Annotated in this window: 15 protein-coding genes; all 15 read left to right on the top strand. The window is 42.2% G+C overall.

Translation table 11 applies throughout. The features are described from left to right. Nucleotides 1-94: 94 nt before the first annotated feature. The 15 genes from L884_RS0120180 (at nucleotide 95) to L884_RS0120100 (ending at nucleotide 14007) form a co-directional block, all read left to right on the top strand. Nucleotides 95-763 carry an alpha-ketoglutarate-dependent dioxygenase AlkB family protein gene (locus L884_RS0120180; RefSeq protein WP_028769186.1) on the top strand — a complete coding sequence of 223 codons (669 nt, stop codon included), beginning with the start codon at nucleotides 95-97 and terminating at the stop codon, nucleotides 761-763. 121 nt (nucleotides 764-884) lie between these two features. Beyond that, nucleotides 885-1184 carry a BolA family protein gene (locus L884_RS0120175; protein WP_028769185.1) on the top strand — a complete coding sequence of 100 codons (300 nt, stop codon included), beginning with the start codon at nucleotides 885-887 and terminating at the stop codon, nucleotides 1182-1184. Nucleotides 1185-1530: 346 nt separating this feature from the next. Then, a complete protein-coding gene (luxS, locus tag L884_RS0120165) occupies nucleotides 1531-2040 on the top strand; it encodes an S-ribosylhomocysteine lyase (RefSeq protein WP_028769184.1) in 510 nt (169 codons plus the stop codon). A gap of 745 nt (nucleotides 2041-2785) precedes the next feature. Then, a complete protein-coding gene (locus tag L884_RS0120155) occupies nucleotides 2786-4120 on the top strand; it encodes a Na(+)-translocating NADH-quinone reductase subunit A (RefSeq protein ID WP_028769183.1) in 1335 nt (444 codons plus the stop codon). Then, on the top strand, nucleotides 4120-5319 hold the full coding sequence (locus tag L884_RS0120150; RefSeq protein WP_028769182.1) for an NADH:ubiquinone reductase (Na(+)-transporting) subunit B: 1200 nt from the start codon (nucleotides 4120-4122) through the stop codon (nucleotides 5317-5319). The genes L884_RS0120155 and L884_RS0120150 overlap by 1 nt, the downstream gene beginning before the upstream one ends. Continuing rightward, nucleotides 5312-6106, top strand: coding sequence for a Na(+)-translocating NADH-quinone reductase subunit C (locus L884_RS0120145; RefSeq protein WP_028769181.1), 795 nt, complete (start codon nucleotides 5312-5314; stop codon nucleotides 6104-6106). The genes L884_RS0120150 and L884_RS0120145 overlap by 8 nt, the downstream gene beginning before the upstream one ends. Beyond that, a complete protein-coding gene (locus L884_RS0120140; RefSeq protein WP_028769180.1) occupies nucleotides 6106-6738 on the top strand; it encodes an NADH:ubiquinone reductase (Na(+)-transporting) subunit D in 633 nt (210 codons plus the stop codon). Before L884_RS0120145 ends, L884_RS0120140 begins: the two co-directional genes overlap by 1 nt. Before the next feature lie 5 nt (nucleotides 6739-6743). Further along, the gene (gene nqrE, locus L884_RS0120135) at nucleotides 6744-7352 is read left to right on the top strand and encodes an NADH:ubiquinone reductase (Na(+)-transporting) subunit E (RefSeq protein WP_028769179.1); all 609 of its coding nucleotides are present in this window, start codon (nucleotides 6744-6746) and stop codon (nucleotides 7350-7352) included. Between the two features lie 47 nt (nucleotides 7353-7399). After that, entirely contained in the window at nucleotides 7400-8647 is a 1248-nt protein-coding gene (nqrF, locus tag L884_RS0120130) for an NADH:ubiquinone reductase (Na(+)-transporting) subunit F (RefSeq protein ID WP_028769178.1), read from the top strand. A 29-nt stretch (nucleotides 8648-8676) separates the two neighbouring features. Next, nucleotides 8677-9693 (top strand): FAD:protein FMN transferase, encoded by a 1017-nt coding sequence (locus L884_RS0120125; protein WP_028769177.1) that lies wholly within the window; start codon nucleotides 8677-8679, stop codon nucleotides 9691-9693. Nucleotides 9694-9705: 12 nt separating this feature from the next. Further along, on the top strand, nucleotides 9706-9927 hold the full coding sequence (gene nqrM, locus L884_RS0120120) for a (Na+)-NQR maturation NqrM (RefSeq protein WP_028769176.1): 222 nt from the start codon (nucleotides 9706-9708) through the stop codon (nucleotides 9925-9927). Between the two features lie 332 nt (nucleotides 9928-10259). Further along, nucleotides 10260-10727 carry a bacterioferritin gene (gene bfr, locus L884_RS0120115; protein ID WP_028769175.1) on the top strand — a complete coding sequence of 156 codons (468 nt, stop codon included), beginning with the start codon at nucleotides 10260-10262 and terminating at the stop codon, nucleotides 10725-10727. Nucleotides 10728-10739: 12 nt separating this feature from the next. Beyond that, nucleotides 10740-11207 carry a bacterioferritin gene (bfr, locus tag L884_RS0120110; protein WP_028769174.1) on the top strand — a complete coding sequence of 156 codons (468 nt, stop codon included), beginning with the start codon at nucleotides 10740-10742 and terminating at the stop codon, nucleotides 11205-11207. Between the two features lie 262 nt (nucleotides 11208-11469). Continuing rightward, on the top strand, nucleotides 11470-11682 hold the full coding sequence (locus tag L884_RS0120105) for a hypothetical protein (RefSeq protein WP_028769173.1): 213 nt from the start codon (nucleotides 11470-11472) through the stop codon (nucleotides 11680-11682). A 324-nt stretch (nucleotides 11683-12006) separates the two neighbouring features. Further along, nucleotides 12007-14007, top strand: a complete 2001-nt coding sequence (locus L884_RS0120100; protein WP_028769172.1) for a methyl-accepting chemotaxis protein — start codon at nucleotides 12007-12009, stop codon at nucleotides 14005-14007. Nucleotides 14008-14138: the final 131 nt, after the last annotated feature.

The raw sequence follows: 14138 nt of genomic DNA, 5'->3' as shown, positions 1-14138 counted from the left end.
AAATAAAATAGGGCGCATATTATCGCAGATTTATGATCTCAGGTATATGATGTCTAAGTATGCCGTTTATAGCTTTGTTTAGTGGAAGGTGAAGATGCAACAAGATGATTTTGATTTCGACCCGCCATCAGAAGCACAGCCAGCCACTCAAGGGCATGAGAGCCAATTGCAAAAGGCAAATACAAAGCCACGTCCACCTTATACCTTAATAAAAGGCTATTTAAATCTAGCTCAACAAGCAGCGCTACTTAAAGAAGTTGAGACTTATCCGTTAACCCGCCCCGAAGTATTTGTTTTTGGTAAGCATCATCCTATTCCACGCAGCCAAGTGTGGTTTGGCGATAAAGGCTGTGATTACGTCTATTCTGGCTTATTCATTGAAGCTCAACCTTGGCCGCATTATGCTCAAAAACTGCGTCTTAAACTCGAACGTGATTTTGGCTTGCAGTCAAATGGAGTATTAGTCAACCTCTATGCTAATGGCCATGAATCTATGGGCTGGCATAGTGATGATGAAAAGGAAATTAAATCTGGAACGGATATCGCTTCTGTGACGATTGGAGCAAGTCGTGATTTTTTCATTCGCCATAAGCAAACATTAGACAAGCAATGTTTGCATTTAGAAAGTGGCGATTTACTGATTATGCATTGGCCTATGCAAAGTGATTGGGAGCACTCATTACCAAAGCGGCTCAAGGTTGAACAACCTAGAGTGAATTACACTTTTAGGTGTTTAATCGCTAATTATCATCAGCATAATTAGCAGCCTAGCATGACTGATAGCAGCTTATTCAAATTTCATTACAGGGTCGTCAGTTGACCTTTAACATTGATAGCAGTACTCTGCCGCAATCGCATTTATGCCTTAATTCGAGAACATCTTTATGTCAGTAGCGCAGATCATTACCGAAAAACTTACCGCAGCACTATCACCATCGCACCTAGAAGTGATCAATGAAAGTCACAATCACCATGTACCACCAAATTCAGAGACTCACTTTAAAGTGATTATTGCTAGTAGTGAGTTTGAAGGTAAGCGACTTATTGGTCGTCATCGTGCGGTCAATGAAGCGTTAGCTGAAGAGTTTGCTCAAGGCTTACATGCCTTGTCTATGCACACTTATACACCGCAAGAATGGGCTGACGAAGCAAATGTACCAGACTCGCCAAAGTGTAAAGGCTAACTAACAAAAGTTAGCCCAGATAGTTAACTATCTAGTGATAACCTAAAGCCATAGCAAATTGCTGTGGCTTTTTTGTATGTGTCGTTGAGTAAGTCATACGCTGCAGTGTATAAGTCACTGGTCTGCTCATTTTATATGCCCCTTGGTTTGGCTGCTGTTTGAACGCAAATGTTATAAGAGCAGCTTTGATGAAAAAAGTTTGTGATAGTTATTGTTGACTATAGCGTTGGGCTAGGTAAGTATCATTTGCGGTACAAAGTCGGGGCTGTAAGATAAATAATAAAAGCGTCACAAGCGCGTTGAGCGTAGTGATTGTAAAAAAACTAGGTGAATTTGGAGAATTGCCATGCCGTTATTAGATAGTTTTACTGTTGACCATACTCGTATGAATGCGCCTGCTGTGCGTGTAGCTAAATCGATGGCGACACCTAAAGGCGATACCATCACTGTGTTTGACTTACGTTTTTGCGTACCCAACAAAGAGATCTTAAGTGAGCGTGGTATTCATACTTTAGAGCATCTTTTTGCAGGCTTTATGCGTGATCACTTAAACGGCGATGATGTGGAAATTATTGATATTTCACCTATGGGCTGCCGTACCGGTTTTTATATGAGCTTAATTGGTACGCCGAGTGAGTCAGTAGTTGCAGACGCTTGGTTAGCTGCTATGCAAGATGTATTAAAAGTGGCTGCGCAATCAGAGATCCCAGAGCTTAATGAATATCAGTGTGGTACTTATGAGATGCATTCATTAGATCAGGCCAAAGAGATTGCACGTAATATTATTGCCGCAGGGATTAATGTGAACCGCAATGATGACCTTAGCCTGAGCGAAGATATTTTAAAGGGGCTTTAAATTAGTTGGGTGTTTAAAATATACAAAAAAGCAGCGTTAGCTGCTTTTTTTGTATTTAAGACTCAATTATTGGATAAAGCTGACACTACCCTGACAAAGATGCAGCTCTGCTAATCCTTGCTACAAGCGGAAGGTTTGGTTTCTGTTTTACTTGCTCGCTCGCTTGCCACTCATTTACCACCTAATAAAGTTACATACCATTAACAATAAGGCATTTGGTTATTCGCTTATTTAGGGTTTAAGCATGTTTTTTGCTTTGAATAGCGGCTATTCAAAATAGCGATATGTGAGCTATTTTGCAGTGGCAAAACATAGCTTGCGGTGAGTTTTATTTGCTTTTTATTGCTTGTGATCTAGATCTCGCAAGCTCAATTAAGCAGCAGTTAGACAAAAGTGTAAATTTTATTATTAACAATAACTATAACAGTGTTATGAAAGCGTAAAAGTTAATTAACCTCTTTAAATGTATGGAGAATGTGGCCTGCAGCTATATTAATTGATTCTTAATATCTTCGTAGATTTAGGATGTTTGTTATAAAAATGCCTTCAAGCTTTTAAAACAGACACAATTTTCATGGCGAGTCGGTGATATTTGGGGTAAAATGCGCGCGACCAGCGTGATTTTGATCGCATTTTGGCGATAAATTAGCGCTAGCTCAACACGAATTAGAGGTTTGTTTAAAACTTGTGTGTTTAGCAGGAACGCGGCGCATTGTCTTTCCTTCATAACGTAGTGCTTGTGGATATGATTACAATAAAGAAAGGATTGGACCTGCCTATTGCAGGTGGGCCAGAGCAAGTTATCCATGATGGTAATGCCATCAAACATGTAGCTATTTTGGGTGAAGAGTATATTGGCTTACGTCCTACCATGAAAATTAAGGTGGGAGATAAAGTTAAAAAAGGTCAGGTTCTTTTTGAAGATAAGAAAAACCTAGGCGTGATATACACAGCTTCAGCCAGTGGCACAATTTCCGAAGTTAACCGGGGCGCTCAGCGTGTTCTGCAGTCTGTTGTTATAGAAGTAGAAGGGGATGAAAGCATCTCTTTTGCTAAATATGACGCCACTGCTATCGACACGTTAGAGTCACAGCAAGTACGTGACAACCTGATCCAATCAGGCTTGTGGACTGCTTTGCGTACGCGTCCTTTTAGTAAAGTACCTGGCGTTGATGCAACTGCCGCAGGTATTTTTGTCACCGCTATCGATACTCAACCACTGGCAGCAGATCCTGTTGTCGTGATTGCAGAGCATAAAGCTGATTTTGAAAATGGTTTAAAGCTACTTTCAAAGTTAACTGAAGGTAAGGTTTACCTTTGTAAAGCTGCTGGCGCAGATATTCCAGCTGCTAACGCTCAGGTTGAAGAGTTTGCTGGCCTGCACCCTGCGGGATTACCTGGCACGCACATTCATCACCTATTACCTGCTTCTGCAAACAGAACCGTTTGGCATATTAACTACCAAGACGTGATTGCGTTTGGTCAGTTATTTACAACGGGTGAGCTTTATACTCAGCGTGTTGTTGCTATTGCCGGTCCTAAAGCTGTTAAGCCACGCTTAGTGCGTACGCAAGTTGGTGCATCTATGGTGCAATTACTTGAAGGCGAAAAAGCAGAAGGGACTGTTCGTTCTATTTCTGGTTCTGTTTTAAACGGTCGCAACGCTATAGGCCCTCACGCTTATCTTGGCCGTTACCATAACCAAGTTAGCTTGCTTGAAGAAGGTACAGAAAAAGAGTTCTTTGGTTGGGCAATGCCTGGCGCCAATAAGTTCTCAATTACTCGTGCGTTCCTTGGGCACCTTTCATCTTCTCGTCTATTTAACATGACAACGAGTACCGGTGGTAGTGACCGTGCAATGGTGCCTATTGGCAACTATGAACGTGTGATGCCATTAGATATTCTGCCAACTATGTTACTGCGTGATCTGGTTTCAGGTGATTACGATGGTGCGGCAACGTTAGGCGCATTGGAGTTGGATGAAGAAGATTTGGCACTGTGTACTTTCGTATGTCCAGGTAAGTATGACTACGCGTCATATCTACGTGACTGCTTAGATACGATTCTGAGGGAAGGCTAATGGGCTTAAAACAGTTTTTCGAAAATATTGAGCCGCAATTTGAAAAAGGCGGTAAATATGAGAAGTTTTATGCGCTTTTTGAAGCAGCATATACTGTCTTTTATACCCCAGGTTATGTGAACAAGGGACGCACCCACGTTCGTGATAACTTGGACCTAAAGCGTATGATGATTACGGTTTGGGCATGTACATTCCCTGCAATGTTTATGGGTATGTTTAACGTCGGCTTACAAGCACAAGATGCATTGGCTGCAGGTTTTGCTGCTCCAGACACTTGGCAGGTCGCACTTTTCGGTATGTTTGGTACTGAACTTACTGCTGATTCGGGGGTTGCCGCATTAATGTGGTATGGTGCCTGTTGGTTCTTACCTATTTATGCCGTGACGTTCGTTGTTGGTGGTATATGGGAAGTACTTTTTGCATCAGTACGCGGACATGAAGTTAACGAAGGCTTCTTTGTTACCTCGATTCTTTTCGCATTAACACTGCCGGCAACGATTCCGCTATGGATGGTTGCACTTGGTATTACCTTCGGTGTAGTGGTTGCGAAAGAGATCTTTGGTGGTACAGGGCGTAACTTCTTAAACCCAGCACTGGCTGGCCGTGCATTCCTATTCTTCGCTTATCCGCTAAACATGTCTGGTGACACCACTTGGGTTGTTGCTGACGGTTTCTCTGGTGCAACAGCACTGAGCCAAGCGGCACAAGGCACTTTAGAATACGGTCTAACACAAGACTGGTGGAACGCATTCTTAGGTTTCATTCCTGGTTCTGTTGGTGAAGTGTCAACACTTGCTATCTTAATCGGTGGCGCGGTTATCATCTACACTCGTATCGCTTCATGGCGTATCGTGGGTGGTGTGATGGTCGGTATGATTGCCGTTTCTTACCTACTTAACTTTATCGGTAGTGATACTAACCCTATGTTTGCTATGCCTTGGTACTGGCACCTTGTTTTAGGTGGCTTTGCGTTCGGTATGATGTTTATGGCGACAGACCCTGTTTCGGCGTCTTTCACCAATAATGCAAAATGGGCCTACGGTATTCTTATCGGTGCTATGGCAGTATTCATTCGCGTTATCAACCCTGCGTTCCCAGAAGGCATGATGTTGGCTATCTTGTTCGCGAACCTATTTGCTCCATTATTTGACCATTTCGTGGTTCAGTCGAATATTAAGCGGAGGATTGCACGTGGCTAGTAATAAAGATTCTTTTGGTAAAACTCTGTTTGTCGTTGTTGGTTTATGTTTCATCTGCTCGATGTTTGTATCCACAGCAGCGGTATTGTTGAAGCCAACCCAACAAGAAAACAAGCTTCTTGATAAGCAAAAATACATTCTTGAAGCTGCTGGTCTTATCAATACTCGTGAAGGTAAAGTTGAAAAGGCTACCATTTTATCTACATACGATAAGTATGTTGAAGCTAAATTGGTTGACCTTAAAACCGGTGACTTTGTAGAAGGTGATGCGAATGCTTTTGATACTGAAAAAGCAGCGCGTACTCCAGCTACATCGTTTATCCCACAAAACGATATTGCATCTGTAAAGCGTGTTGCAAACAAAGCGGTTGTGTACTTAGTGCATGATGACAACAAACAACTACAAACAGTGATTATTCCTGTTAAAGGTTACGGTTTGTGGTCAACCATGTTTGCTTTCTTAGCGGTAGAACCTGACTTGAATACGATTCGTAGTTTGGTTTACTACAGCTTCACTGGCTCTGGTGAAACACCAGGTCTAGGTGGTGAAGTTCAAAACCCACAGTGGATCGCTAAGTGGACAGGTAAGAAGCTATATAACGACAAGGGTGAGCTTGCGATTAGCGTAACGAAAAACCCTGCAGTAGCGGCTTCTCCATACGGTGTTGATGCATTATCTGGTGCAACGCTTACTGGTAATGGTGTACAAAACTCACTTGAATTTTGGTTAGGTGAAGAAGGTTTTGCACGCTTTATCGAAAAGGCTCGCAATGGAGGGCTTAGCTAATGGCTGATGCTAAAGAACTTAAATCGGTTCTGATTGGACCTATTGTTAGCAATAACCCGATTGCTCTACAAATTCTGGGTGTATGTAGTGCCTTGGCTGTAACCAGTAAAATGGAAACAGCTTTGGTAATGACAATCGCACTTACTGCTGTATGTGCTTTGTCTAACCTATTTATCTCATTAATCCGTAATCACATTCCAAGCAGTGTTCGTATTATCGTACAGATGACGATTATTGCGTCTTTGGTAATTGTGGTTGACCAAGTATTGCAAGCTTACGCTTATGATGTCGCTAAGCAGTTGTCAGTATTCGTTGGTTTGATTATTACTAACTGTATCGTAATGGGCCGTGCAGAGGCTTATGCGATGAAGACTCCTCCTATGATGAGCTTCATGGATGGTATCGGTAACGGCTTAGGCTATGGTGCTATCTTGCTATCAGTTGGCTTCGTACGTGAGCTGTTTGGTAATGGTTCACTATTTGGCATTGAAATCTTAAGCAAGATTTCAGACGGTGGCTGGTACCAGCCTAATGGCCTATTGCTGCTTCCTCCAAGTGCGTTCTTCCTGATCGGTGCATTGATCTGGATTATTCGTGTGATGAAGCCTGAGCAAGTTGAAGCGAAAGGATAAGCATAATGGAACATTATATTAGTCTATTAATCCGTTCTGTTTTCATTGAAAACATGGCGCTATCCTTTTTCCTTGGTATGTGTACTTTCCTTGCAGTTTCAAAGAAAGTTAAAACAGCCATGGGTCTAGGTGTTGCGGTTATTGTAGTACTGGCAATTTCAGTACCTGTTAACCAAATTATCTATCAAGGTCTTCTTGCTCCAGGCGCGCTTGCTTGGGCTGGTGTACCTGATGCCGACTTAAGCTTCTTAAAATTCATTACCTTTATTGGTGTGATCGCAGCTTTAGTTCAAATCCTTGAAATGACATTAGATAAGTATTTCCCACCGCTATATAACGCGTTAGGGATTTTCCTACCACTTATCACTGTAAACTGTGCAATTTTCGGTGCGGTTTCATTCATGGTTGAACGTGATTACAACCTAGGCGAAAGCTTAGTGTTTGGTATTGGTTCTGGTATTGGCTGGGCGTTAGCACTTGTGCTGCTTGCTGGTATCCGTGAGAAGTTAAAATATGCAGATGTTCCTGATGGGCTTCGCGGTTTAGGTATTACCTTTGTAACTGCTGGTTTGATGGCTCTAGGTTTCATGTCGTTCTCTGGTGTGTCTCTGTAAAGAGGCACCTAAACGACGCATTAATTTGAACCTTTAAGGATAAGTTTATGGGTATTCTTGAATCTACTCCGATAGATGTTTATCTCGGTGTGAGTATGTTTACCGCAATCGTATTAGTGTTAGTGTTAGTGATTCTCTTCGCTAAGTCTAAGCTAGTTGCAAGCGGTGACGTCACTATCGGCATTAACGGTGATGCAGATAAAGCAATTAAAACTGCGGCTGGTGGCAAGCTACTAGGTGCGTTAGCTGAAAGCGGTATTTTCGTGTCATCAGCTTGTGGTGGCGGCGGTACTTGTGGTCAGTGTAAAGTACACGTGAAATCAGGTGGTGGTGATATTCTGCCTACTGAAATGGACCACATCAGTAAAGGTGAAGCCCGTGGCGGTTGTCGTTTATCTTGTCAGGTAAACGTAAAAACTGACATGGAGATTGAACTAGAAGAAGAGATCTTTGGTGTTAAGAAGTGGAAATGTGAAGTTATCTCTAACGATAACAAAGCCACTTTCATTAAAGAGCTAAAGCTTGGTATTCCAGATGGCGAATCAGTGCCTTTCCGTGCTGGTGGTTACATCCAGATCGAAGCGCCAGCTCACCACGTAAAATATGCAGATTTTGATGTACCTGCAGAATACCGTGGCGACTGGGAACACTTTGGCTTCTTTAACCTAGAGTCAAAAGTGGATGATGAAACAATCCGTGCATACTCCATGGCGAACTACCCTGAAGAAGAAGGGATCATCATGTTGAACGTACGTATTGCAACGCCTCCACCGCGCAATTTAAGCCTGCCTTGTGGTAAGATGTCTTCGTACATCTGGAGCTTAAAAGCGGGTGACAAGGTAACAATTTCAGGTCCATTTGGTGAGTTCTTCGCTAAAGAAACTGACGCTGAAATGGTATTTATCGGTGGTGGTGCTGGTATGGCACCTATGCGTTCACACATCTTCGACCAACTTAAGCGTCTTAAGTCTAAGCGTAAGATGAGCTTCTGGTACGGTGCACGTTCTAGTCGTGAAATGTTCTACGTAGAAGATTTCGATGGTCTAGCGGCAGATAATGACAACTTCCAATGGCATGTTGCGCTATCTGATCCACAGCCTGAAGATAACTGGGATGGATACACTGGCTTTATTCATAACGTATTGTACGAAAACTACTTACGTGACCATGAAGCACCAGAAGATTGTGAATACTACATGTGTGGCCCACCAATGATGAACGCTGCTGTTATAGGTATGCTTAAAGATCTTGGTGTCGAAGATGAAAACATCCTATTGGATGACTTCGGTGGCTAACCCTTCTCTTATTGGAGATCTAGGTCAATATGTTTAAGACCTTAGTAAATTGGCTGGCCCTTATTGGGTTAGCCTTTTTTATTTCAGCTTGTACTAAACAAGCTGAAGTGATTTCACTGTCTGGCAACACAATGGGCACGACTTATCACATTAAAGTCGTCCCTAACGAAAGAATGCCAGATGCCCAGTTACTGCAAGCAGAGATCGATTTAGCCTTAGAGCAGGTTAACGATCAAATGTCGACCTATCGACCAAACTCGGAGTTATCTAAATTTAACCAGATGACACGTAATGAAAAAGTCGAAGTGTCAGCCGATACTGCTAAGGTAATTGCTGAAGGATTAGCATTGTATAAAACAACCGATGGCGCGCTGGATATTACTTTAGGGCCATTAGTTAACTTATGGGGATTTGGGCCAGATAAACGGCCAACACAAGTACCAACCCAGCAAGAAATTGACACCGCTAGACTGCGAACAGGAATAGAATCGATTGTTTTAGAAGGTAATAAGCTTAGTAAGCTCAACCCTGATATTTACGTCGATCTATCTTCGATTGCAAAAGGTTTCGGTGTTGATAAAATAGCCGCCTTATTGGATAAATATCAACCTATGGGATATTTGGTCGAAATAGGTGGTGAGATCAGTCTACGCGGTACCAAGGCCGACGGTTCACTATGGCGAATTGCCATAGAAAAGCCGGATAACAGTGGTAATGGCATACAGCAAGTGATTTCGCCAAAGAATATGGCGATGGCGACATCGGGTGATTATCGTAATTATTACGAAGAAGATGGTAAACGTTTTTCTCACTTGATAGACCCGCGTACAGGATACCCAATTAATCATAGATTAGCGTCTGTAACAGTCTTGCATAAAGAGTCAATGATTGCAGATGGCTACGCTACCGCTATGATGGTTTTAGGCACGCAAGCGTCACTAGAGCTTGCTAATCGTGAGCATCTAGCGATAATGCTTATTGAAAAGCAAGATGATGGCTTTAAAGTTTTCTATAGTGAAGCTTTCAAACCTTTCGTTACTCAGTAGTTGGAGTCGAATATGAGCAATTTTATTGCAGCTTTTGTCGTATTAATCGGATTCTTTTTATTAATGTCGATAGGCTATTTAGTTAAGCGTAAAGCAGTGGCGGGTAGCTGCGGTGGCTTAGGGGCGCTAGGAATTGAAAAGGCATGCGACTGTGATGATCCATGTGATAAGCGTAAAGCCCGTATGGCAGAACAAGAACGCAAAGAAAAGTTAGCGCAAAACCGTATCATCTAACTTGGTTGTATTTGCGACATGAAGGCTCCTTTTTAGGAGCCTTTTTTATACCCTTTTCAACTAAGCTTAGTGCTTATTATTGCTTAAATAGCAGCCCTAACTATTCTATGATCCGCAGTCCTTTCATTTAGCTTATACATACCTTTGGTAATTCCTTAGTTTTAAAGTAGTAATCAGTTAGCTAATTAATCTTATGCTTATTAATAATTGTAGTAGAAATGAGAATGGTTATCTTTACTAAGCATTTGAAATATAAAGTTTATTTGAAATTGATGCTTTTTTGTTCTAGGTTATAAATATTGATATAGATCAATTTAACTAAGGACACAAAGATGAAAGGACAACCTAAGGTCATTAGTCAGCTTAATAAAGTGCTGACCAGCGAGCTTACTGCAATTAACCAATATTTTTTACACGCACGTATGTTCAAAAATTGGGGCTTAGGTGAGCTGAACGAAAAGGCCTACAAAAAATCCATTCAAGACATGAAGCATGCAGACAAGCTGATCGAACGTGTATTGTTTCTTGAAGGCTTACCAAATCTACAGCAACTCGATAAATTACGCATTGGTGAGCATAGCCAAGAGATGCTCGAGTGTGACAAGGTGATGCTCGAGGAGGAACTGGTTGTGCTGCGTGAAGCTATCGCTTTGTGTGAGAGTGAAGCCGACTATGTCAGCCGCGATATTTTAGAAGATCTGCTTGAAGATGAAGAAGAGCATCTTGATTGGTTAGAAGCCCAGTTAGAACTCATTTCGTTAACGGGTATGCAGAACTACTTACAATCGAAAATGGACTAACTGGAGGCAATTATGAAAGGTAATAAAGAAGTCATTGATACACTCAACAAATTGCTGACCGGTGAGCTATCAGCAATGGATCAGTATTTTGTTCATGGGCTAATGTACGAAGATTGGGGCCTCAATGAGCTGCACGAACGTATTTCCCATGAAAGTGACGACGAACGTGAACATGCCAAAAAGCTGGTGCAACGTATTTTGTTTCTTGAGGGAACACCTGACGTTGCCAGTCGTGAGCCATTAAATATCGGTAAAGACACCGAGCAGATGCTGAAAAATGATCTCGCTTATGAATATCAAGTCGCTGATAACCTACGCAGTGCAATCGCGCTGTGCGAGGCAAAGCAAGATTATGAAACCCGTGAGATCTTAGAAGTCCTACTTGAGGAGACTGAGTCTGATCATATGTACTGGCTTGAAAAGCAGTTAGGCCTGATAGACAAAGTTGGTTTAGCTAATTACTTGCAAAGCAAGATGTAGTTTTTTGGCTCTAATTCATTCACAAAAGGCGCTTAATGCGCCTTTTGACATTATAAGAGCACGCTGGCAAAAAATCCCTACCAGTTAAAAATTCTTGTCTATACTTTGAATATTGAAAAGGAGCCGATTCAATAGTCGCTGTACAGCAAGTATTCAGCTAGGCGGACCTATCCTATATAAGTCGTTTTAAATTGAGTCGAAATTTGATTGTTAGTGCTTAACTAGTGGACGTACTTTAGTTGACTGGTATCAGGGGGAGCATATGATTAATGTTGTTAAAGCCAATGCTGCTCGCCTGAGTCGAGAAAGCCAGTTTCAAGTGGATTTTTTACTAGAATGCATTGAGCGTTACGAGCAACAACAGGCAATGCTCCAGAGTAACAGTAAGCCTAGTGCGCAACCTGCCATTAATACCATCACACCTAGATCTGTGCTTACCCGTGAAGAGTTGACCATGCTAACAACCCTATTTTAACTGGGGTTACTACCCTAGATCTTGGCCTTTATCTTTATTTTAGAACTAAATATTTACATATTATTTGTCGCGCCTTAGTGGTAGCAACTTGAACTGATATTCCCTAAATGAATAGCCTATTATGTTGCTATAGCTTATAGGCGTAATGAATTTGGCTTAATATCGGTTGCGGGTTAACCATTATTACTACTCTCTCCAACTGTACTTTTACTAACCTTGGCCATTCTGGCTAGATTAACTACTTTAATCTGTACTCTTTTCTGTTAGATTTGTGAATATCTGATAACGAAACCTACTTAAAAAATATAACAAAGAGGGGAGTCAATGCAGTGGTTTAAACGTTCGTTGAGTATGCAGCTCGTTGTAACCATAGTCGGTGCACTTGCTGTGCTATTCACTGTGGTTGCCGTATTTCTGGTGAAAAATGAAAGTAGCAGCACACGCCAGCAAATTGATAACGATCTCACCAGTCTAGTCCAGTTAAAGTCTACTGAAGTACGTAGTTATTTTGAGGCCAAAGGCCAACTTATCCATGCAATATTTGCTGATCCTACCGTGGTGAACTGGTTCAGTCAGTACAATGCCCGCCTAAGTGACTTATCACGAGATAAAGACTATCCATTAGTGGTTGAGTATTTTAAACATTTTTCTGACAAAGATAGCGACATTAAGTCAGTGTTCTTTGGTTCTGCTAATACCTTTGAATATTTTGATTTAAACGGCCGCTACAACGATAGCGAATACTTCACTAATAAACGGCCATGGTGGCATGAAGCAATTGAAAAGAATGGCATGTTTGTTGGCGATCCCGCTGTAGATGCTAATGACGGCTCTATCTCAACAACGGTTAAAACCCTTGTCAAAGATAAATCAGGTCGTTTTATTGGTATCGGTGGTATGGATATTTTAATTGATACGATAGGTAGCGAACTGCTTGCGCCGATTAAATATCAAGGTGAGGGCCAAGCATTTTTAACCACAGATGCAGGTAAGTTAGTTTATTTCCCCGGTTTTTCAGATAAGTTTCCACCAGGTTCTGATGCTGCCAAAGTTGATAGCCAGTTTAGCGACTCAAGTGGATTTGCCCAGTTGAGCCGACAAATGCAGTCACAAGGCTCTGGTTTTGCAGAGGTTATATTTAAGGGGGAGCCACAGCGAGTCATCTTTATTGATGTGGGAGGAGAGTATCCTGAGCAGAAGTGGCATCTTGCCTTTATGTTGCCAGTGGAGGTAATTGAAGCGCCAGTATCAGAAGCTATTGTTAATTCTATCTTACTGTCAGTGCTGATAATGGCTCTAGTGGGAGTGACAGTTTGGGGGACTTTGTTACCGTTCAGAAAGCAGATTAATGAGCTGCTGGCAGCGATGGAGGATATTGCTGAAGGTGATAGTGATTTAGCCAAACGTATCGAAATGAACCGCGAAGATGAGCTAGGCAAACTCGGTGACGCCTTTAATCGTTTTGCTGCTAAAGTGCAGGGAATGTTACAAGAAACTCGAGAGTTAACCTTGCAAGTTGAGCAAGGGGTCGTTGCAGCGTCAGATGTGAGTACGCGGGCACTCGAGTCTGTAGCGCAGCAAAAGCAAGAGATTGCCTCGGTTGCTACCGCTGCCACGGAGATGGCGCATACCAGCCAAGAGATGGCTGCAAGTGCGCAAAGGGCGAGTGAATTTGCAGATCAAGCTCAGGCTCAGTCGAGTGAGGGCAGTGCTATTGTCGCGCAGGCAACTCAAGGTATGCAGTCACTTTCAGTGCAGGTGATTGAAGCAGCTAAAGTGGTCAAACAGCTTAGAAGCCGTTCTGAGCAAATTGGTGAAGTACTCAATGTTATTCGTGGTATTGCTGAGCAAACCAATTTGTTAGCACTAAACGCTGCCATTGAAGCTGCTAGGGCCGGTGAACAAGGTCGTGGTTTTGCGGTGGTAGCTGATGAAGTGAGAACATTAGCATCACGTACACAGGACTCAACGGCCAATATTCAAGAGATCATCCAAACACTTCAGCTTAATGCTAATGAGGCTGAGCAAGTTATGGAAGCGGGAGTAGAGCAGGCCAATATTGGTCAAGATCTTACAGCTAAAGTGGAAGTGGCATTAGGGGATATTACCGATGCGATTGAGGCGATTCAGCAACAGACCATTGAAATATCTGCAGCTGTTGGCCAGCAAGCCGTTGTGGCTGAAGAGGTTGCTTGCAATATTGAGAATGTACGCACGCTATCTGACGAATCACTCGCTGCGAGTGAAGCCTTGTCCCACAACTTTGATGAGTTTACTCAAGTGAGCAAGTCATTGGGTAATAATATTAAGCAGTTTAAAATCTAGCATTTAAGCTTTGTTTATTGAAAGGAGCCCTATGGCTCCTTTTTTATTTACCCCGAATAATTCGCGATTGCTCAATCGTTAAAATGCGCTTTTTATTGTGCACTGTATTTTTATACAGTATCATTATTGGC

Source organism: Shewanella fidelis ATCC BAA-318 (assembly GCF_000518605.1).
GTDB lineage: Bacteria > Pseudomonadota > Gammaproteobacteria > Enterobacterales > Shewanellaceae > Shewanella > Shewanella fidelis.
The sequence above is the reverse complement of the archived record's forward strand: the minus strand, read 5'-3'. Positions and strand labels throughout refer to the sequence as shown.